Genomic DNA, 19,681 nt, shown 5'->3' on the forward strand with positions numbered 1-19,681 from the left:
GCGCGGTCAGATGGATTCCGGGCTCGTGCCGCTGCGCGGCCCGCCCCGGAATGACAGCGAGTGTGTGGCGCTGTCGGCGTATCCCACTTGCTAGATCGACGTCGTCAGCGCCGTCAGCCACGCCGGCGAGTTCTCGACCAGCCAGGCCTCGAGTTGCTTGTCGGCGCCGCTGAGAATCGCAACAGCTACGATCACAAACGCCGCGCCCATCAGCATCTTGCCGAGTTGGCCTGCCGACAGCAGCCGCGTCCGCAGGCGCATGATGGTCGTGCGCGAGAGCAGTCCGAGCACGACCAGCGGCAGGCCGGCGCCGAGCCCGAACGCCAGCATCGTCAGCGTCGCGCGGACGAGGTCCCGCCCTTGCGACGCCAGCAGCGACGCGGCTCCGAGAGTCGGCCCGACACAGGGCGACCAGACCGCACCCAGCAGCAGCCCGATCACGAACTGGCCGCCTGCGCCCGAGGCCGCGAAGCCTTGGGAATGCTGGTCGGCCCAGCGCTGCACCGGTCCGCCGGCGACCGCGAGTTGCGCCTGCCAGGACGGCACCAGCAGAACAATGCCGATCGCAAGCATGAGAATCGCCGCGACGACGCGGAACACGCCGGCATCAAGGCCGAGGCTGCTGCCCGCCACCGCAATGAACAGGCCGATACCCGTGAACGACAGCGCCAGTCCGCCCGCGAGCGCCAGCGCGCCGCGCGGATGCACTGATGCCGCGGCGCCGAGCACGATCGGCACGAGCGGCAGCACGCAGGGCGACAGGATCGAGAGCAGGCCCGCCACAAAGGCCAGCGCCAGCGCGATCATGGCGCGTCACAGGCTCTTGTCGAGCAGCGCCGCGATCGAGGCTTCCTTGGTGTCGCCGACCGAGCGACCGGCCTCGCTCGCGCCCTTGAAGACGATCAGGGTCGACTGCATCTGAGCGCCAAAGCCTTTCACGACCGGCTTCTGGTCGTCGAAATCGACGCGGAAGATCTTCAGGTCCTTGAACTTCGGCTCGGCCGCGAGCCTGTCGATGATCGGCTTCTGCGCCTTGCAGGTCGGACACCAGCCGGCATGGATCTCGATCAGGATCGGCTGGCCGGCCGTCTGTGCCGCCTTGAAAGCCGCGTCAGAATAGGGGGTGGTGTCGACCGCGAAGGCCGCCCCCATGCCTACAGCGGCAACGATGGCAGCGACCGCTGCGGTGGCGAAGATTCTGCGCGAAAACATCATGGCTCATCCCGATCCCAGCGTTGCGACAGGCAGCCGGCAGCAAGAGAACTCCGGCGCCGCCATTCACTACGGACGGGACCGATGCGACGTTACGCCTCGATGGACGAATTTTCGGCGGCTAAGGGGGCGATGCGTCAGCGCACCACGCCGGAGGTAAACCCGGCCCGCCGCCGCGGCGGCTTGATCTCCTTCTTCAGGAAGCAGTGCGCTTCCTTGCCGGCATAGCCGGGGCGGGCGAAGGTCCAGGCGCGGCATTTGTTGTCGCCGGTGCAGGCCGCCTTGCAGATCTCCTCGGCGTCGGCGGCCTTCTCATCCTTCTTGTCGGCCGCCTTCTCCCCACCCTTGTCGGCGGCCTTCTCGGCCTTGTCGCCGCCCTTCAGGTCGGTGGTCTTGATGTCGAAGCTGCGATAGTCGCCGCCGGGCCGATCGATCGAGGTTTCCACCGCATCGTTGCGGACCTCGACGACGCCGGCGCCGCGCACACCGGAGACGCAGCAATTATCAGGCACCCGGGCCGGGACGCTGTTCTTCAGCCAGCACACCGCGCCCGCTTCCATCACGGTCGGATAGTTGAAGCTCCAGGCGCGGCAACGCCGGTCGTGCTCGCACAGCAGCGCGCAATCGGCCGGATCGCCCGAGGCGATCGGCGCGCTCATGTAGTCGCCACCGGGGCGGTCGGAATAGGTCTGGGCTTCGGCGGACGTCAGGCAAGCGACGGCAAGCAGGCAAACGAATGCCTGCCTCCATGCCCCGATCAGGCGCCCCGCGCGCCACCGCTGAACCATTGGACCCATTGTTAACGTTCGAGTTTTTCTGACGTATTCTTGGACCGTCATTTGATGGCCACGAACCTGTATGGCCGATGAACGGGAGCGACGGGTCAGAACAGCCGGAGGCAAAGCAGAGGCAAAGAACGGCCTGACGGCCTTCACGATACACAACGAAACAAAAAACAATGCAGATGCCACGTTCTTCGCGTGGCGGAACCGGTTTAGCGCACGCAGCCGCGGAGGCCGCGTGCGCCAAGATGCTCAGCGCAACCGCGTCTGGTCAGAACGCATATTCGTCATAGGCCGGCTCGACCGAACCGTGCCAGGGACCGTTGAACTTCTCCAGCATCTCCTCGGCCGGCGAGCGGCCGCAATCGATGATCTGGTCGAGCGGCTCGAGATAGCGGCTTTCGTCGCGGCCGAGATGATCGACGCGGTTGCGGCGGCGCAGGCCGAGATGCGCCAGGGTCAGGCACTCCTTGGCGACCTCGAACACATAGCGGTTGCGGATGCGCGCCTTGAAGCCGAGGCGGGGAACGTCGTCGCGCAGGTTCTGGCGCTCGAAGGCGGTCCAGTTCTTGACCAGCTCCCAGGCCGCATCGAGGCTCTCATCGTCGTAGAGCAGGCCGACCCAGAACGCCGGCAGCGCTGGCAGACGGCCCCACGGCACGCCGTCGGCGCCGCGCATCTCCAGATAGCGCTTCAGCCGCACTTCGGGAAACGCCGTGGAGAGATGATTGGCCCAGTCCGACAAGGTCGGGCGCTCGCCCGGCATCGCCGGGTTCTTGCCCTCGAAGAAATCGCGGAACGAGGTGCCGGAGACGTCGATATAGTCTTCCTCGCGCTTGACGAAATACATGGGCACGTCGAGCGCGTAGTCGACCCAGCGCTCGAAGCCCATGCCGTCCTCGAACGCCCAGGGAATCATGCCCGAACGCTGATTGTCGGTGTCACGCCAGATCTCGGAACGGAATGACAGGAAGCCGTTCGGCTTGCCTTCGGTAAACGGCGAATTGGCGAACAGCGCGGTCGCGATCGGTTGCAGCGCCACCGACACGCGCAGCTTCTTGATCATGTCGGCTTCGGAGGAGAAGTCGAGATTGGTCTGCACCGTGCAGGTCCGGAACATCATGTCGAGGCCGTAGCTGCCGACCTTCGGCATGTAGCCGCGCATGATCTTGTAGCGGCCTTTCGGCATCACCGGGATTTCGTCACGCGACCAGGACGGCGTCATGCCGAGGCCGAGGAAGCCGATGCCGAGCGGGGTCGCGATCTCGCGCACCTGCGCCAGATGCGCCATCAGCTCGCTCTGGGTCTGATGCACGGTCTCGACCGGCGCGCCTGACAGTTCGAACTGGCCGCCCGGCTCCAGCGAAATCGCGCCGCCGCCGGTGACGTCGTAGAGCCCGATGATGTTGCCGCGCTCCATGATCGGCTCCCAGCCGAGCAGGAGCTTCATGCCTTCGAGCAGCGCGCCGATGCCGCGCGCGCCCTCGTAAGGCACGGGGCGATGCCCCTCCAGCGTGAACGGCGTCTTCTCGTGCTCGGTTCCGATGCGGAAGGCGGACGGCGGCTTCACGCCCGCTTCCAGCCACGCCACGAGTTCGTCGCGCGACTGCAGCGGGGTCATATCGATCTGGTCACGCGCCATGGGAGTCTCGGTGGAAGCGCGCGTCGAGGATCGCGCGGGGTGACAGGAACGGCCGCGGCCCCGAGGGGACCGCGGATGTGGATGGCATCGGATGGCTCATCGGGGCGACGCGCCTTCTGCGGCAGAGAGTTGCGCGGCTTGGCCGCAGGAACAGCCGAGACGGTCGAGCAAGGTGCACAGCTTGGCCGCGTCGGCATCCGACAGCTTCGAGCCGACATGCTTCTCGATCGCGGCCGAATAGGCCGACCACATCCGCGTTCGCAGCTCGCGGCCGGCCTCGGTGATCTCGACGAATTGGCCGCGCTTGTCCATCTTGCATTCGCGCCTGACCACCAGACCTTCGTCGACGAGACGGTCGATCAGCCGCGAGGTCGAGTATTGCGGAATCAGCATCTGTCGCTCGAGCTCGACCGGGCGCAGCTCGCCCGAGGGGGCCCGCGACAGCTCGAGAAGCGCATCATACCAGGCGAGCGGCGGGAAACCGGCCTTTTTCAGCTCCTGCTCGACGCAGTCGAGCACCCGGCTCTGGACCCGCATCAGGCGGATCCAGGCGGCGGTCGCCTCGGTCGATGGTTTGCGTTTCATGGGCCGGCTCGTATCCTCTGGGTCCCGTTCTAGCGCATTCGATGCAGCTGCATCAATCTTGACGATTGGATGCAAATGCATTTAAGGGCCGATCACTGCCCGTCGGTTCCATCAAGAACGGCCTCAAGGAGGAATACAGGATGAAACTTTATTATTCACCCGGCGCCTGCTCGCTCTCGCCCCACATCGCCCTGCTCTAAGCCGGCCTCCCCTATGATCTGGTCAAGGTCGATTTGCGCGCCAAGACCCTGGAAAATGGCGATGATTATCTCAAGATCAATCCGAAGGGCCAGGTGCCGGCCCTGGGTCTGCCGAGCGGCGATGTCGTCACCGAGGGACCGGTGATCGTGCAAATGATCGCCGACTAGGCCACGGACAAGGGCCTGGCACCGGCGCGCGACAGCGGCGAGCGGTACAAGCTGCTGGAGTGGCTCAACTTCATCACCTCGGAGCTGCACAAGAATTTCGGCCCGATGTTCTCGCCGGTGCTCGCCGACGACGCCAAGGCGTTCTTCAAGGACCGCGTGATGGGCAAGTTCAAATATATCGACAGCCAGCTCGCCGGCCGCGACTATCTGATGGGCAGCCAGTTCACGGTGGCGGACGGCTACCTGTTCACGATCCTGACCTGGGCGGAGCGGATGAAGTTCGATCTGTCGGGGATGCCGAACCTGGTGGCCTACAAGAACCGCGTCGCGGCCCGGCCGAAGGTGCAGGAGGCGCTGACGAAGGAAGGGTTGATGAAGGCGGGGTGAGCGATCGCCTTTGAGGAAACGACGGTGCCGCTCCAAAGCCGGTGAGCTCCCCTCCCCCTTGCGGGGAGGGGTTGGGGGTGGGGGTCCACACGGGGACTCTAACCGTGTCCATGGACCTTCGGTCCCTACGTTGAGGCTGACCTAATGTCTCTTCCGTTCGACGTTTCTCAGCTGACCGTGAAACAACGTCTCGATCTCATCGAGCTGTTGTGGGACAGCCTGACGGCTGAAGACGTGCAACTGACTTCGGCTCAAGCAGCCGAATTGGCAAACCGCATGACTAGCTTCAATGCGGATGCACGAAACGCCGTGCCGTGGGAGGATATAGAGCGCGAGTTTACGAGCAAAGCTCGTGCTGAGACTTCGAGGTGAAGGCGGTTTTAGTCAACTGAGACCTTTTCCTGAGACCCCCACCCCCGACCCCTCCCCGCAAGGGGGAGGGGAGCGCACCGTCGATCTGGCGCGGATGGGAGTTCTCGTTACAGGCAGCTGATCGCCGTCAAGCCGCCGCCTTCTTCGGCGGGAAGCGGCCATAGAAGGTTTCGTTCTTGGCGGCCATCTCCTCCAGCAGCTTCGGCGGGGCGAAGCGGGAGCCGTATTTCGCCGTGTATTTGTGGCACAGCTCGACGAACTTTTTCGTCCCCATGAAGTCGATGTAGGACAGCGTGCCGCCGGTGAACGGGGCAAAGCCGAAGCCGAGGATGGAGCCGACATCGGCCTCGCGCACGTCGGTGATGACGTGGTCCTCGACCGTGCGCGCGGCTTCCACCGCCTGCACCACCAGGAAACGTTGCTTCAGCTCCTCGACATCGAGCGTATCCGGATCGAGATGCTTGGGCTGCAGCTTCGCCAGATCCGGCCACAGGCTCTTCTGACCCTTGCCCTTCTCGGGATAGTCGTAAAAACCCTTGCCGTTCTTGCGGCCGAAGCGGCCCTGCTTCTCGACCAGCTCGACCATCAGCTTCTTGTGGTCCTGGTTGATCGCGTTGGCGCCGAGATCGTGCTCGGTCGCCTTCATAATCTTCAGGCCGAGGTCGAGCGCGACCTCGTCGGACAGCGACAGCGGGCCGACCGGCATGCCGGCCATCTTGGCGGCGTTCTCGATCATCGCGGGCGGCACGCCTTCGAGGAACATCTCGTTGCCCTCGGCGATGTAGCGCATCACGCAGCGATTGGCGAAGAAGCCGCGGGAATCGTTGACCACGATCGGCGTCTTGCCGATGGTGCGGACGTAGTCGAGCGCAGTCGCCAGCGCGACGTCGCCGGTCGCCTTGCCCATGATGATCTCGACCAGCATCATCTTCTCGACCGGCGAGAAGAAATGGATGCCGATGAAGCGGCCCTGGTCCTTGAACTCCTCGGCCAGCGAGGTGATCGGCAGGGTCGAGGTGTTCGAGGCGAAGATCGCGCCGTCCTTCAGATGCTGTTGCGCCTTGGCGTAGGTCTCGGCCTTGACCTTGCGGTCCTCGAACACGGCCTCGATGACGAGGTCGCAATCCTTCAACGCGGCATAGTCGGCGGTCGCGGTGATGCGGCCCATGATCGCCTCGGCCTCGCCGGGCTTGGCGCGGCCCTTCTTGACGAGACCGTCGATCACGCTCTGCGCGTGCGCGCGGCCCTTGTCGGCGCTCTCCTGGTCGCGGTCGATCAGCACGACCTCAAGGCCGCCACGCGCGGATACGTAGCCCACGCTCGCGCCCATGAAGCCGGCGCCGATCACGGCGATCTTCTTGATCTTGGTCGCCGGCACGTCGGCCGGACGGCGAGCGCCCTTGTTCAGTTCCTGCATCGACAGGAACAGGCTGCGGATCATCGCCGCCGCTTCCTTCGAGCGCAGGATGTAGCTGAAGTAACGCGATTCGACGCGCAGCGCGGCGTCGATCGGCAACTGCAGGCCTTCATAGACGCAGCTCATGATGGCGCGCGCGGCCGGATAGTTGTCGTAGGTCTCGCGGCGGTAGATGGCGTTGCCCGCCGGGAACATCATCATGCCGTTCTTGGAGAACACCGGGCCGCCGGGCAGCTTGAAGCCCTTCTCGTCCCACGGCGCGACGGCCTTGCCGCCGCCCTTGATCCAATCCTTGGCGGCCTTGATGAGATCCGCCGCGGGCACGATCGCATCGACCAGCTTAAGCGCCTTGGCCTTGTCGAGCGTCAGCGCCTCGCCCTTCAACAAGAGGTTCATCGCGTCCTGCGGCTGCACGATGCGCGGCACGCGCTGAGTGCCGCCGGCGCCGGGGAACAGGCCGACCTTGATCTCGGGCAGACCGAGGCGGGTCTTCGGGTTCTCGGCCGCGACACGATGGTGGCAGGCCAAGGTCAGCTCGAAGCCTCCGCCGAGCGCGAGGCCATTGATGGCGGCGACCCACGGCTTGCCGGAGGTCTCCATCGCGCGGTAGATCTGCGAGAAGCGCCGGCTGTTGTCGAACAGCATCTGGTTGGCGGCTTCCTCGCCCTTGCTCTTCAGCACCTCGAGATAGGTGCGGTTCATGCCCTCGAGCATCGAGAGATCGGCGCCGGCGCAGAACGCCTCCTTGGCCGACGTGATGACCACGCCCTTGATCGCGGGGTCAGCAGTGGTGTCCTTGACCAGCGTCTCGAGCTCGATCGCCGAGGTCTCGTCGAGCACGTTCATCGAACGGCCCGGAATGTCCCAGGTGATCAGCGCAATGCCGTCGGCATCGGTTTCGAGTTTGAAGTTCTTGAAGGCCATGTGGTGCTCCCAGATACGAAGGGGGTGTGCTGATCCAGCATCAGCCCCGGGGGGAATTCTGCCCCCCTCCCCCTTGCGGGGAGGGGTTGGGGGTGGGGGTCCTCACGGGGACTGGAGCGCGTGGCACCCCCCTCCCCGACCCTCCCCCGCAAGGGGGAGGGAGCCCACCGTCACACCCGCTCGATGATGGTCGCGGTGCCCATGCCGCCGCCGATGCACAGCGTGACCAGCGCCGTGGCCTTGCCGGTGCGCTCGAGCTCGTCGAGCACGGTGCCCAGGATCATCGCGCCGGTGGCGCCCAAGGGATGGCCGAGCGCGATCGCGCCGCCATTGACGTTGATCTTGTCCTTGTCGATCTCGAACGCCTGCATGTAGCGCAGCACGACGGACGCGAACGCCTCGTTGAGCTCGAACAGGTCGATGTCGGACTTTGTCATGCCGGAACGCTCGAACAGCTTCTCGGTCACGTCGACCGGACCGGTCAGCATCATCGCCGGCTCCGAGCCGATGTTGGCGAAGGCACGGATCTTCGCGCGCGGCTTCATGCCGTACTTCTCGCCGGCTTCCTTGCTGCCGAGCAGCACCGCGCCGGCGCCGTCGACGATGCCTGACGAATTGCCGGCGTGATGCACGTAGTTGACGCGCTCGATCTCCGGATGCGACTGCACCGCGACCGCATCGAAGCCGCCCATCTGCGCCATCGCCGCGAACGACGGCTGCAGTTGCGCCAGCGACTGCATCGTCGTCGACGGACGCATGTGCTCGTCCTTGGCGAGGATGGTCAGGCCGTTGATGTCCTTGACCGGCACGACCGACTTGCTGAAGCGGCCCTCTTCCCAGGACTTCGCCGCGCGCTGCTGGCTCTGAACCGCATAGGCATCGACGTCGTCGCGCGAGAATCCGTATTTGGTGGCGATCAGGTCGGCCGAGATGCCCTGCGGCATGAAGTAGGACGGCACCGCCATCGACGGATCCATCGGCCAGGCGCCGCCGGAGGCGCCGATGCCGACGCGGCTCATCGATTCCGCGCCACCGCCGATGACGAGCTCATGCTGGCCGCTCATGATCTGAGCGGCGGCGAAGTTCACGGCGTCGAGGCCGGAGGCGCAGAAGCGGCTGATCTGCACGCCCGGCACGGCCTCGCCGAGGCCGGCGTTCAGCGCGGCGAAGCGCGCGATGTCCGAGCCGGCCTCGCCGACGGGATCGACCACGCCGAGCACGACGTCATCCACGGCGTCCTCGGGAATGTTGTTGCGGTCCTTGAGCGCCTTCAGCGGCACGGTGGCGAGCGCGAGCGCGGTCACCTCATGCAGGGCGCCGTCGGACTTGCCGCGGCCGCGGGGAGTACGCACGTGGTCGTAGATAAAGGCCTCAGGCATCACGCCCTCCTCATCTGGTCCAGTTTGTCGTTGTCAGCATAAGGCGAAGGCCGGCACGCACCGCGCACCGGCCTTCTCCGAAATCAGAAGGCTTCCGCCGGCAATTCCATCACGGTCGCGCAGCCGGCCTGCAGGCGGGCGAGATGCGCCGCCGTCTCGGGCAGCACGCGCTCCATGAAGAAGCGGCCCGTCACCAGCTTGGTGGTGAGATAGGTCGAGCTGTCGCCGGCGGCGATCTTGTCCTGTGCCACCTTGGCCATCTTCGCCCACATGTAGCCGAAGGTGACCAGCGCGAAGAGATGCATGTAGTCGGTCGCCGCCGCACCGGCATTGTCCGGCTTGGTCATGGCGTTCTGCATCAGCCAGGTCGTGGCCTGCTGCAGATGGCCGAGCGCCATCGACAGCGGGGTGATGAACGGCTTCATCGCGTCGTTGCCGCCGTGCTCCTTGGCAAACGAGCCGACCTCACCGAAGAACGCCATGACCGCGCGGCCGCCGTCGCGCGGCAGCTTGCGGCCGACGAGGTCCAGCGCCTGGATGCCGTTGGCGCCCTCATAGATCATCGCAATACGCGCATCGCGCACGAACTGCTCCATGCCCCATTCGGCGATGTAGCCGTGACCGCCATACATCTGCTGCGCCTGGACCGCGTTGGCGAAGCCCATGTCGGTCATGTAGCCCTTCATGACAGGGGTCATCAGACCCATATGATCATCGGCCGCTTGGCGGTCCTTCGGATCCTGCGAGCGATGCGCGACGTCGCTCTTCAGCGAGGTCCACACCACCATCGCGCGCGCGGCCTCATTGAAGGCGCGGATCGACAGCAAGGTGCGGCGCACGTCCGGATGCACGATGATCGGATCGGCGGTCTTGTCCGGCGCCTTCGGGCCGGTCAGCGAGCGGCCCTGGATGCGCTCGCGCGCATAGGCGACCGCGTTCTGATAGGCGACCTCGGACTGCGCGAGACCCTGAACGGCGACGCCGAGCCGGGCCTCGTTCATCATCACGAACATGCCCTGCATGCCCTTGTTCTCTTCGCCGATCAGCCATCCCGTGGCGTTGTCGTAGTTCATCACACAAGTCGAGTTGCCGTGGATGCCCATCTTGTGCTCGATCGAGCCGCACATCACGCCGTTGCGGGCGCCAACCGTTCCGTCCGGATTGACCAGGAACTTCGGCACGACGAACAGCGACACGCCCTTGATGCCGGCCGGCGCGCCCTCGATGCGGGCGAGCACGAGATGGATGATGTTGTCAGCGAGATCGTGCTCACCGGCGGAGATGAAGATCTTGGTGCCGGAGATCTTGAAGCTGCCGTCGTCCTGGCGCACCGCCTTGGTGCGCAGCAGGCCGAGATCGGTGCCACAATGCGGCTCGGTCAGGTTCATGGTGCCGGTCCATTCGCCGGCGATCATCTTCGGCACGTAGGTCTTCTTCTGCTCCTCGCTGCCATGCACGATCAGCGCGGCGGTCGCGCCCATGGTGAGGCCGCCATACATCGAGAACGCCATGTTGGCGGAGCACTGGAATTCGTTGACGGTCTGGCTCAGCGTCACCGGCAGGCCCTGCCCGCCATATTCCGTCGGCGCCGACAGGCCGAGCCAGCCGCCGTCCTTGATCTGCTTGTAGGCGTCCTTGAAGCCCTTCGGCGTGGTGACGCTGCCGTCGTCATGCCGCTTGCAGCCTTCGAGGTCGCCTGTGCGATTCAGCGGGTGCAGCACTTCCTCTGCAAGTTTGGCGGCCTCGCCGAGGATCGCCTCGCGGACATCGGCCGAGGCATCGGAGAAGCCCGGCAGATTGTCATAGCGATCGATCTGGAACACGTCGTTGAGCAGGAAGGTCACATCTTCCACGGGGGCTTTGTAGATCGGCATCGGCGTCTCCGGCAGGAAGGCTGAAGTTTCAGACTGAGTTTGCGGACGCGGCGGATAATGCAGGCCGCGGACTGTAGCGATTTCGAGGGACTTGCGGCAGCCGTTGATTTGCGGCTGTCGGTCGCGTCACGAGTGTGTGTCAGGAGGGTTTGGTCATCGCCGCCAATTGCTCACCCATGAGGCGGTGCAGCAAATTGATCGCCTTGAGCGGGCGCACCATCACCTTGAAGTGAGTAATCAGGCCGGCCTCGTCGAATGTGATGATATCGACGCCGTTGAGCTTGATGCCTTCGATCTCGTTCTCGAATTCGAGCACGGCGCCCGTGGCGTTACGCCACTCCCCGACATACTTGAATCCGGGACCACCCAACACTTTCTCAGCACTTGCGAGATATTTGAACGTGATGTCGCGGCCGCGCTGCGGCGTGTGCACGACGGGACTTTCGAACACGGCGTCCGGATGCAGCAGCTCCCGCAACGCACCGAGATCGTGAGACCTCATATAGCCGTACCATCCGTCGAGGCCGGTCTTTGTCATTGGGCGTCTCCTCGGGGCGGAACAGGCCAGCACCACAACCACCCCATATGCACATTGACGCATATGCGCCGATGTGCATAATGTCAAGCGTGGAACGGGGCGGACAACGATCAGAAAAACGGGAGCAGTTTCCGGCCATGGCCCTCGGCGACGCCATCCTCGCCTGCCTTACTGAACATCCGATGACGGGCTACGAGCTCGCCAAGACGTTCGATTCCTCGATCGGCTTCTTCTGGAAGACGGACCATCAGCAGATCTACCGCGAGCTCTCCCGGCTGCGCGACCGCGGCTACATCCAGGGCCGCGAGGTGGTGCAGACGGGCAAGCCGAACAAGCTGGTCTATACGCTCACGCCCGAGGGCCGCGCGGCGTTCCGCGCCTGGGCGGCACGGCCAAGCACGCCGGCCTCGACCAAGGACGATCTGCTCGTCCGGCTGTATGCGCTGGGAGCCGCCGACATTGCACCGATCCGGGCCGACCTGATGGCGCGGCTCGAGCATCACCGCGACCGCGCCGAGCGCTATGATCGCATTCTCAAGAAGCACTATGCGGACGGCAGCGTCGCGCCGGCCGACATGGGCAAGCTGCTCAACCTGCGGCTCGGCCTGCGCCACGAGCGCATGGTGGCGGAATGGTGCGAGGAAGCGATCACCGCGCTGTCGGCTCTCTCCACCACCGGCGGCGTGCGGCCGCTCGACTCCTCCCGTGAAAGCGCCGGATAATCCGCGTCTTGCGAGCGCCGTCGCAAAAGTTCTGACCGCGCTCGCGGTAAACTTAACTCGTTATTTACCGTAAAAGTCAAAAGTCGGGACCTGAAGCAGACGATCTGCGCGGACCCGTTCATGTTCACGTCCGGGACGCGTGGGGAGGCTGGAGGCGCTGGGTGGAGCGCTGGAAGCGGAACCGGACGAGACATGAATTCGCGCGTACCGTGGAGTAATGAAGGCATCGACCCGTCCGTCCGCGAGAGGGCCGAGGCCGCGGCGCAACGCGCCGGCATGACGCTGGCCGACTGGATCAACTCCACGCTCGGCGCTTCTGCTCCGCCGGATTTCCGCGGCAGCCACGCACCGCGCAGCGCGCCGCCGGTCAGCCGCGACGCCCGTGAGGTTGCCGACATTCATCAGCGGCTGGATTCGATCGCTCGCCAGATCGAGCAGATGTCGCGTCCGGGCCCCCGCAAGGACGCACCGCGCGACGAACAGGGCGTGGCGCGCCAGCTCAATGACGCCATCTCCCGGCTCGACGCACGCTTGTCGCAAATCTCGACGCCGCTGCGCGCAGCTCACACCGAGGACCGCTTTCGCGGTCCCGATGGCGTCGAGCGCGCCGCGGCACAGCTTTATCGTCCCGCACAACCGCTGAGTGCCGGTTCGTTCGATGTGGCCGTGGCCGAGATCAGCGCCCGCCAGAGCGAACTCGACAATGCGCGCCCGCTGCCGCCGCATCAGGCGCCGCCCACGGCGCCCGCGATGGCACCGGCGTCCGCCCCCTTGATGACGCCGGCCAGCGCGCCGCAAGCCGCGTCGGCCAGCACCGCGCCCAGCAGCGACTTTTCCCTGCTCGAACGGCATCTGCTGAAGATCACGAGCCAGATCGAGGCGCTGCATCGTCCCGAGGATGGGATCGAGCAGTCGATCGCCGGCTTCCGAACCGAGCTCTCCGAGATCCGTCTCGCCATCACCGAGGCGATGCCGCGGCGTGCGATCGAGTCGATCGAGAACGAGATCCGTTCGCTGTCGCGTCGCATCGATGAGAACCGCCAGAGCGGCGTCGACGGCCAGGCACTGGCCGGCATCGAACGCGCGCTGACCGACATCCGCGAGGTCGTCGGCTCGCTCAAGCCCGCCGAGCAGCTCGCCGTCTATGACGAGGCGATCCGCAATCTCGGCGCCAAGCTCGACCTGATCCTGCGCAGCAATGACGACCCCGGCACGGTACAGCAGCTCGAAAGCGCCATCGCCGCGCTGCGCGCGATCGTCGCCAATGTCGCCTCGAACGATGCGCTGGAGCGGCTGTCCGACGATCTGCGCCAATTGTCGTCGAAGGTCGATCAGGTCACCCAGGCACGCGACAACCAGGACTCCTTCCAGAATTCGTTTGCCGCGCTCGAACAACGCATCGCGGCGCTGACCTCGACTCTTGAAAATCGCGAGCCGCCGGCCGCGGCGCACGATCACAGCGCCCAGATCGAGGATGCGCTGCGCGGCCTGTCCGATCGCATCGACCGCCTGCAGGTCGGCAATGACGGATCGTCCGCGATCGCGCATCTCGAACAGCGCATCAGCTACCTGCTGGAGCGCCTCGAGGCCGCCAACGACCCGCGCGGCGGCAACATGTCCCGCGTCGAGGACGGGCTGCAGGACATCCTGCGCTATCTCGAACGCCAGCAGGCGACCTTCGCGGCGCTGGCCGAGAGCCGCTCGCAGCGCGAGACGTCGCAGGACGGCAGCCTGATCGACATGGTCAAGCGCGAGCTGTCGGATATCCGGTTCAGCCAGACCGAGACCGATCGCAACACACAGGACTCGCTGGAAGCCGTTCACAACACGCTCGGCCATGTCGTCGACCGCCTCGCGATGATCGAAGGCGATCTTCGCAACGTGCGCACGACCGCGATCCCGCCTGCCCCGCCGCTGGTCCCCGCGATCGAGCCGCAGATGCCCGCGCCACGGGCGCCCGCGCCGCAGGCCTTCGCCGAGCCGCCCAAGCCCGAACCGGCCTACCGGCCGGAGCTGCCGAATCCGGCAGCCGCCCAGCCCGCCGCTCACATCGTCAACGCGGCGCAGGGCCAGCAGACCTACGCGGCTGCGCCGCGCGACTTCCATGCGGCAGCGGCCCCATCGCCGGCTCCGATGCCGCCGCCGATCCCGCCCAAGGCGATCGCCGACATCCTCGAACCGCATGCCGCGCAGGCCGCTCAGGCGGCGGCCCGCCCTGCCGCGATCATTCCCGAGTTGCCGCCGGATCACCCACTCGAGCCGGGCACGCGCCCGCCCGGCCGGACCGCCTCGCCCGCTGAACGCATCGCCGCGTCCGAAGATGCGCTGAGCGAGTTGCCGGCCGGCAAGCGCGAACCCGTCTCGACGTCGAGCTTCATCGCCGCCGCGCGCCGCGCTGCCCAGGCGGCGGCTGCCGCGCAGCCGGTCGACGCCAAGAAGGCGAAAAAGGACAAGCCGAAGGAAAAGGAAAAGGCCAAGGAGCCGCCGAAAGAGGTCGTCAAGGAACCGGCCAAGGCCAAGGTCAAGGAGAAGACCAAGGAGAAGCCAACGGTCGCACTCACGGCCGAAGGCGACGAGGAGGTCTCGACGATCGGCTCGAAGATCCGCTCCCTGCTGGTCGGCGCCAGCGTGGTCGTGATCGTGCTCGGCACCTTCAAATTCGCGATGTCGCTGCTCGACAGCGGCAGCACGCCGCCGCCCGTCTCCCCGATGGAGACCCAGGGCGAGGCGCCGCGCGCGCAGATGCCATCGGCCTCGCCGAGCCTGTCGCCGCGTCCGACGACGCCCGACCAGAATGGGCCGTCGCTGACCTCGCCGACGCCGATCGATCGCCAGTCCTATAACCGGGCGATGCCGAGCGAGGCGGAGACGATCGCGATGCTCGCGATCCCCCAGGACATCGAGAAGCCGGCGACCGTTCCGGCTGCTGCAACGTCCGACATCACCGGCACGGTTCCGACCGCAGCCAACGGCCAGAAGCTCGGCCTGGTGCAGGTGCCGGCATCCGAGAAGCTGCCCGATGCCATCGGCGGCCTCGCGCTGCGCGGCGCAGCCCTCAAGGGCGATCCGACGGCGGCCTACGAGGTCGGCGTCCGCTTCGCCGAGGGCAAGGGCGTCGGTGCGAACTACGAGGAGGCCGCGAAATGGTATGACCGCGCCGCGCAGGCCGGACTCATTCCAGCCGTGTTCCGCCTCGGCACCTTCTACGAGAAGGGCCTCGGTGTGAAGAAGGACCCGGACATCGCGCGCCGCTACTACGTCGTGGCCGCCGAGCGCGGCAACGCCAAGGCGATGCACAATCTGGCGGTGCTCGACGCCGACGGCGGCGGCAGGGGCGCCAACTACAAGAGCGCCTCGCTCTGGTTCCGCAAGGCCGCCGAGCGCGGCGTCGCCGACAGCCAGTTCAACCTCGGCATCCTCTATGCGCGCGGCATCGGCGTCGAGCAGAACCTCGCCGAGTCCTACAAATGGTTCAGCCTCGCGGCCTCGCAGGGCGACGCCGACGCCGGCCGCAAGCGCGACGACGTCGCCAAGCGGCTGGATGCGCAGTCGCTCGCCGCAGCCAAGCTGGCGATCCAGACCTTCACGGTCGAGCCGCAGCCGGACGACGCGGTCAACGTTCCGGCGCCGGCCGGCGGCTGGGACGGCAACCAGGCGATCGCCAAGGCTGCCGCGGCCAAGGCCGCACTCGCGAAACGCGCCGCAGCCACTCCAGCGCGTTGATTCGCGAAACCTCACGCCTCGTCGGCTCTCGGGCCGGCGGGCCGCAACGGTTGCTCTCCCCCCGCCGCACGCCACCCTTACGGCGACCCTTCGCCGGCCATAGTCTCGCGCCGCGCCACGGTGTAGGTCAGGCACGAGGCGCAGCGGCCCGCGCTGAGGTGGGAGTGGAGTGACGTGACAACCGACGACGGCCAGCCGAACCACAATGCCTTCCGGCACTCACCGACCGGCCCGCGCGTGGCTCCGCGCCCCCAGCCGGATCGTCCCGCCGTTCAACGGCCGCGGCAAGCGCATGTGACCGATGACTCTCCGCCGAGGTTCCCGTGGCGCCGCCTCGCATCGGCCATCTTCATCGTGGCGATCCTGCTCAGCGCCGGCATTCGCGCCTATCGCGACATGTCGCGTCCCGACGCCTGGTCGTTCTGGAAGGATCAATACGTCTCCTCGAGCCTCTCCTCTGCGCTGGTTGCCAACACCGCGATCAACGGCGACCGTGCCGTCCTCGCGGTCCGCGGCGAAATCGGGCCAGCGGCGGCGATCTGGCTGCGCGAGCGCCTCGACGAGGCTCATCTGAAGCCCGGCGATGTCGTGCTGTTGTCCTCGCCCGGGGGCAATCTCGACCAGGGTGTGCTGATGGGCGAGGTCATCCGCGCGCGCGGCCTGTCGACCGCGGTGGGCGCCGTCGACAAGAGCGGCCGCATCCGTCCCGCCTCCTGCGCGAGCGCCTGCGTCTTCACCTTCGCCGGCGGCCAGACGAGATATGGCCTCGATGGCTCGGCGCTCGGCGTGCACCGGTTTACCTCGGCGGCCCGCGGCGACGATGCGGTCGCCGACACCCAGCGGGTCACCGGGGCGATCCTCGGCTATGTCACGCGGATGGGCATCTCGCCGCAGGTCATCGAGGCGATGTCGCAGACCCGCGACATCCGGTGGCTTGAGCCCAACGAGGCCGAGGCCATGAAGCTGGTCACGACGCCGATCAAGGCGCTTTAGGGCCGATCGTTCGGGCTCCGGGTCCCCCGACTTTGCGCGGCAATGCCTGATCCCTTCAGCGGCTTTTTCGGCTATGCAAGACCACGGCACCTGCTTCGCACGCGCGGGATGCTCCGGTCGAACGCTCGCAGGACTGCGCGGATGCAGATCTACCTTCCCATCGCCGACATCCCGGTCAACATCTTCCTGCTGCTGGCGATGGGCGCGGCCGTCGGCTTCGTCTCCGGCATGTTCGGCATCGGCGGCGGCTTCCTGATGACGCCGCTGTTGATCTTCGTCGGCATCACCCCGGCCGTGGCGGTGGCCTCCGTCTCCAGCCATATCGCCGCCTCGTCCTTCTCCGGGGCGCTGTCCTATTGGCGCAGGCGCGCGATCGATCCGTTGCTAGCTGCGGTGCTGATGATCGGCGGCGCGCTCGGCACGGCGCTCGGGGTGTCCACGTTCACGCTGCTGCGCGCGCTCGGCCAGCTCGATCTGATGATCGCCCTGTCCTATGTCGCGCTGCTGACGACCGTCGGCGGCATGATGTTCTGGGAAGGCCTGCGCGCGATGATGCGGGCGCGGCAGGGCGGAATGCCGACAGTGCGCCGTCCTGGCAGCCATGTCTGGATCCACGGCCTGCCGCTGAAGATGCGCTTCAAGCGCTCCAAGATCTACGTCTCCGTGATCCCGGTGATCGGCATCGGCCTTATCATCGGCTTCCTCGGCGCCGTGATGGGGATCGGCGGCGGCTTCATCCTGGTGCCTCTTCTCATCTACCTGCTGCGCGTGCCGACCTCCACTGTCATCGGCACCTCGATGGTGCTGACCTTGGCCACCATGATGATTGCGACCATGCTGCATGCGATGAGCAATCATCTGGTCGATGCCGTGCTGGCGCTGATCCTGATGATCGGCGGGGTCACCGGCGCGCAGTTCGGCGCCCGCGCCGGGCAGATGATCCGCGGCGAGCAGTTGCGGCTTCTGCTGGGCTTGTTGATCCTGGCCGTCGGCATCCGCTTCGCGATCGAGCTGGTGATCCGGCCCGAGGACCTGTTCACGATTCGCGAGACCGGAGGCAGCTCATGACGCAGCTCCGCCGCGCCGGGCTCGCACTGACGATCCTGCTTGCGAGCGCGGCATCGGGTCACGCCGAGCGGCTGATCGTCTCGGTCTCCAACCACCGCGTCACGGTGACGCCGAACTATGCCGGCGAGGAGCTGGTGCTGTTCGGCTCGGTCGAGAGGGACGCGCAGACACCGCCGGATCGAACGGCTTACGATCTCGTGGTCACCGTGCGCGGGCCGCGGGCCGACATGGTGACCCGGCGCAAGGAGCGCAAATTCGGCATCTGGATCAACACCGATTCGCGGCAATTCCTGAAGGTCCCCGGCTATCTCGCCCTGTTCGCCAACCGGCCATTCGATGCGATGGCCGCGGCGGAAGTGCAGCGGCGCCAGCAACTCGGCCTCAACAACGTGCTGCTGACCCAGCGGGTGGGACCAGATTATGCCGACGTCGTGCCGAACGACGTGTTCCGCAGCGCCTTCGTGCGGCTGCAGTCGCAGCATGGGCTGTATCGCGAGGACACCTCCGCGGTGACGTTCCTGACGCCGACCCTGTTCCGCACCGGCATCCCGCTGCCCGCAGCCGTTCCGATCGGCACCTATGAGGTCGAGATCAAGCTGCTGGCGCAGGGCGCGATGATCACAAAGACGGAAACCGCGTTCGAGATCGTCAAGGTCGGCTTCGAGCAGTTCGTCGCCAGCTCCGCGCGCCAGAACGGTTTTGCCTACGGCCTCGTCACGACGGCCATGGCGCTGATGACCGGATGGATGGCGTCGATCGTGTTCCGGCGGGATTAGGCCGCGGCGGCGCGCGCCGGCGCGCGCGTGACCAGATAGATGCCGATCGCCACGGGAACGACGCCGAGCAGGTCCTGCAGCGCTACGTGCTCGCCCAGCACCAGGAAGGCGAAGATCATCGCCAGCGGCGGCATCACGAAGTGGTAGGCGCTGGCCGCCGTCGCGCCGCACACCTTCAGCAGGTGGAACCACAGCACATAGGCGAGGATCGAGCCGCCGAGCACGAGGAAGGCGAAGGCGCCGAGCAGCTGCGCATTCGGCGTGACGTCGTGAACGCTGGAGATGCCGAGCGCGACCGGCCAGAGCACGAGTCCAGCCGAGAGATTCTGAATGCCGTTGCCGACCCACAGGCTGCCCTTCGGGGCGAGCTGCTTGAACAGGATGGTGCCGGTGACGATCGAGGCGAGCGCCGCCAGCGTGTAGAGAATGCCCTCGAGATGATCGGTGCCGACCGACATGCGGTGCCAGACGATCATCGCAACGCCCAGCGTGCCGAGCGCCAGCCCGGCGATCTTGCGCAGGGTCAGCGGCTCGCCGAGCAGCAGTGCGGCGAACACAGCGGTGAACACCGGATTGGCCGAGACGATCAGCCCGCCGAGGCCGGCCGATACTGTCTGGAGGCCCATGTAGCCGAGGCCGAGATAGAGCGCGTTGTTGGCGATGCCGAGGACCGCGAACACCGCCGCATCGCGCCAGCCCATGCGCAGCTCGCCGCGGATGAGCGAGACCGCCAGGATCATCACACCCGCCAGCGAAAACCGCGCGGCGAGCAGCAGCAGCGGCGGGCAATAGGTGACGCCGATCTTGCCGGCGACGAAGGCGAAGCTCCACAGCAGGCAGAACAGGCCGATCTCGAGCGGCAGCAGGTTCGACTTCATCGGGGTCACGGCAGCCGGAGAGGATACGGACGACATCGGCG

The 19,681-nt window shown here is 66.3% G+C and carries 16 protein-coding genes and 1 pseudogene; 7 read left to right on the forward strand and 10 right to left on the reverse strand.

The features are described 5' to 3' along the window. Window positions 1–90: 90 nt before the first annotated feature. From ACQR1L_RS02955 to ACQR1L_RS02975, 5 genes are all read right to left on the reverse strand, one after another. A complete protein-coding gene (locus ACQR1L_RS02955; protein WP_434856406.1) occupies window positions 91–807 on the reverse strand; it encodes a cytochrome c biogenesis CcdA family protein in 717 nt (238 codons plus the stop codon). 6 nt (window positions 808–813) lie between these two features. After that, window positions 814–1,215, reverse strand: a complete 402-nt coding sequence (locus tag ACQR1L_RS02960) for a thioredoxin family protein (protein ID WP_434856407.1) — start codon at window positions 1,213–1,215, stop codon at window positions 814–816. Between the two features lie 134 nt (window positions 1,216–1,349). After that, a complete protein-coding gene (locus ACQR1L_RS02965; protein ID WP_434856408.1) occupies window positions 1,350–2,000 on the reverse strand; it encodes a PAN domain-containing protein in 651 nt (216 codons plus the stop codon). 265 nt (window positions 2,001–2,265) lie between these two features. Continuing rightward, complete coding sequence (locus ACQR1L_RS02970) at window positions 2,266–3,636, reverse strand: glutamate--cysteine ligase (RefSeq protein ID WP_434856409.1); 1,371 nt, start codon at window positions 3,634–3,636, stop codon at window positions 2,266–2,268. A 96-nt stretch (window positions 3,637–3,732) separates the two neighbouring features. Then, the gene (locus ACQR1L_RS02975; protein ID WP_434856410.1) at window positions 3,733–4,221 is read right to left on the reverse strand and encodes a MarR family winged helix-turn-helix transcriptional regulator; all 489 of its coding nucleotides are present in this window, start codon (window positions 4,219–4,221) and stop codon (window positions 3,733–3,735) included. Window positions 4,222–4,361: 140 nt separating this feature from the next. Between ACQR1L_RS02975 and gstA the strand changes: the two are divergent. Next, window positions 4,362–4,976: pseudogene (gene gstA, locus ACQR1L_RS02980) on the forward strand (glutathione transferase GstA). A 144-nt stretch (window positions 4,977–5,120) separates the two neighbouring features. Next, window positions 5,121–5,348 carry an addiction module protein gene (locus ACQR1L_RS02985; protein WP_434856411.1) on the forward strand — a complete coding sequence of 76 codons (228 nt, stop codon included), beginning with the start codon at window positions 5,121–5,123 and terminating at the stop codon, window positions 5,346–5,348. 127 nt (window positions 5,349–5,475) lie between these two features. Here ACQR1L_RS02985 and ACQR1L_RS02990 read toward each other — a convergent pair whose 3' ends face one another. The 4 genes from ACQR1L_RS02990 to ACQR1L_RS03005 all read right to left on the reverse strand — a co-directional run bounded on the left by ACQR1L_RS02990 (window position 5,476) and on the right by ACQR1L_RS03005 (window position 11,480). After that, complete coding sequence (locus ACQR1L_RS02990; RefSeq protein ID WP_434856412.1) at window positions 5,476–7,689, reverse strand: 3-hydroxyacyl-CoA dehydrogenase NAD-binding domain-containing protein; 2,214 nt, start codon at window positions 7,687–7,689, stop codon at window positions 5,476–5,478. Between the two features lie 170 nt (window positions 7,690–7,859). Continuing rightward, complete coding sequence (locus ACQR1L_RS02995) at window positions 7,860–9,068, reverse strand: acetyl-CoA C-acetyltransferase (RefSeq protein WP_434856413.1); 1,209 nt, start codon at window positions 9,066–9,068, stop codon at window positions 7,860–7,862. Window positions 9,069–9,151: 83 nt separating this feature from the next. Beyond that, complete coding sequence (locus ACQR1L_RS03000; RefSeq protein ID WP_434856414.1) at window positions 9,152–10,942, reverse strand: acyl-CoA dehydrogenase C-terminal domain-containing protein; 1,791 nt, start codon at window positions 10,940–10,942, stop codon at window positions 9,152–9,154. A gap of 139 nt (window positions 10,943–11,081) precedes the next feature. Continuing rightward, entirely contained in the window at window positions 11,082–11,480 is a 399-nt protein-coding gene (locus tag ACQR1L_RS03005) for a nuclear transport factor 2 family protein (protein ID WP_434856415.1), read from the reverse strand. Window positions 11,481–11,617: 137 nt separating this feature from the next. Here ACQR1L_RS03005 and ACQR1L_RS03010 point away from each other — a divergent pair, with 137 nt between their 5' ends. The 5 genes from ACQR1L_RS03010 to ACQR1L_RS03030 all read left to right on the forward strand — a co-directional run bounded on the left by ACQR1L_RS03010 (window position 11,618) and on the right by ACQR1L_RS03030 (window position 18,762). Continuing rightward, complete coding sequence (locus ACQR1L_RS03010; protein ID WP_434856416.1) at window positions 11,618–12,202, forward strand: PadR family transcriptional regulator; 585 nt, start codon at window positions 11,618–11,620, stop codon at window positions 12,200–12,202. 192 nt (window positions 12,203–12,394) lie between these two features. Next, the gene (locus tag ACQR1L_RS03015) at window positions 12,395–15,925 is read left to right on the forward strand and encodes a hypothetical protein (protein WP_434856417.1); all 3,531 of its coding nucleotides are present in this window, start codon (window positions 12,395–12,397) and stop codon (window positions 15,923–15,925) included. A gap of 174 nt (window positions 15,926–16,099) precedes the next feature. Further along, window positions 16,100–16,918, forward strand: a complete 819-nt coding sequence (locus ACQR1L_RS03020) for a hypothetical protein (RefSeq protein ID WP_434856418.1) — start codon at window positions 16,100–16,102, stop codon at window positions 16,916–16,918. A gap of 141 nt (window positions 16,919–17,059) precedes the next feature. Continuing rightward, a complete protein-coding gene (locus ACQR1L_RS03025; protein WP_434856419.1) occupies window positions 17,060–17,986 on the forward strand; it encodes a sulfite exporter TauE/SafE family protein in 927 nt (308 codons plus the stop codon). Continuing rightward, window positions 17,983–18,762, forward strand: coding sequence for a TIGR02186 family protein (locus ACQR1L_RS03030; protein ID WP_434856420.1), 780 nt, complete (start codon window positions 17,983–17,985; stop codon window positions 18,760–18,762). The genes ACQR1L_RS03025 and ACQR1L_RS03030 overlap by 4 nt, the downstream gene beginning before the upstream one ends. Here the strand turns inward: ACQR1L_RS03030 and ACQR1L_RS03035 are convergent. Then, window positions 18,759–19,676: a DMT family transporter gene (locus tag ACQR1L_RS03035; protein WP_434856421.1), complete on the reverse strand. Its 918-nt coding sequence runs from the start codon at window positions 19,674–19,676 to the stop codon at window positions 18,759–18,761. The two genes, ACQR1L_RS03030 and ACQR1L_RS03035, sit on opposite strands and share 4 nt — an antisense overlap. Window positions 19,677–19,681 lie beyond the last annotated feature (5 nt).

The sequence above is a fragment of the Bradyrhizobium sp. HKCCYLR20261 genome, assembly GCF_051168435.1.
Lineage (GTDB): Bacteria > Pseudomonadota > Alphaproteobacteria > Rhizobiales > Xanthobacteraceae > Bradyrhizobium.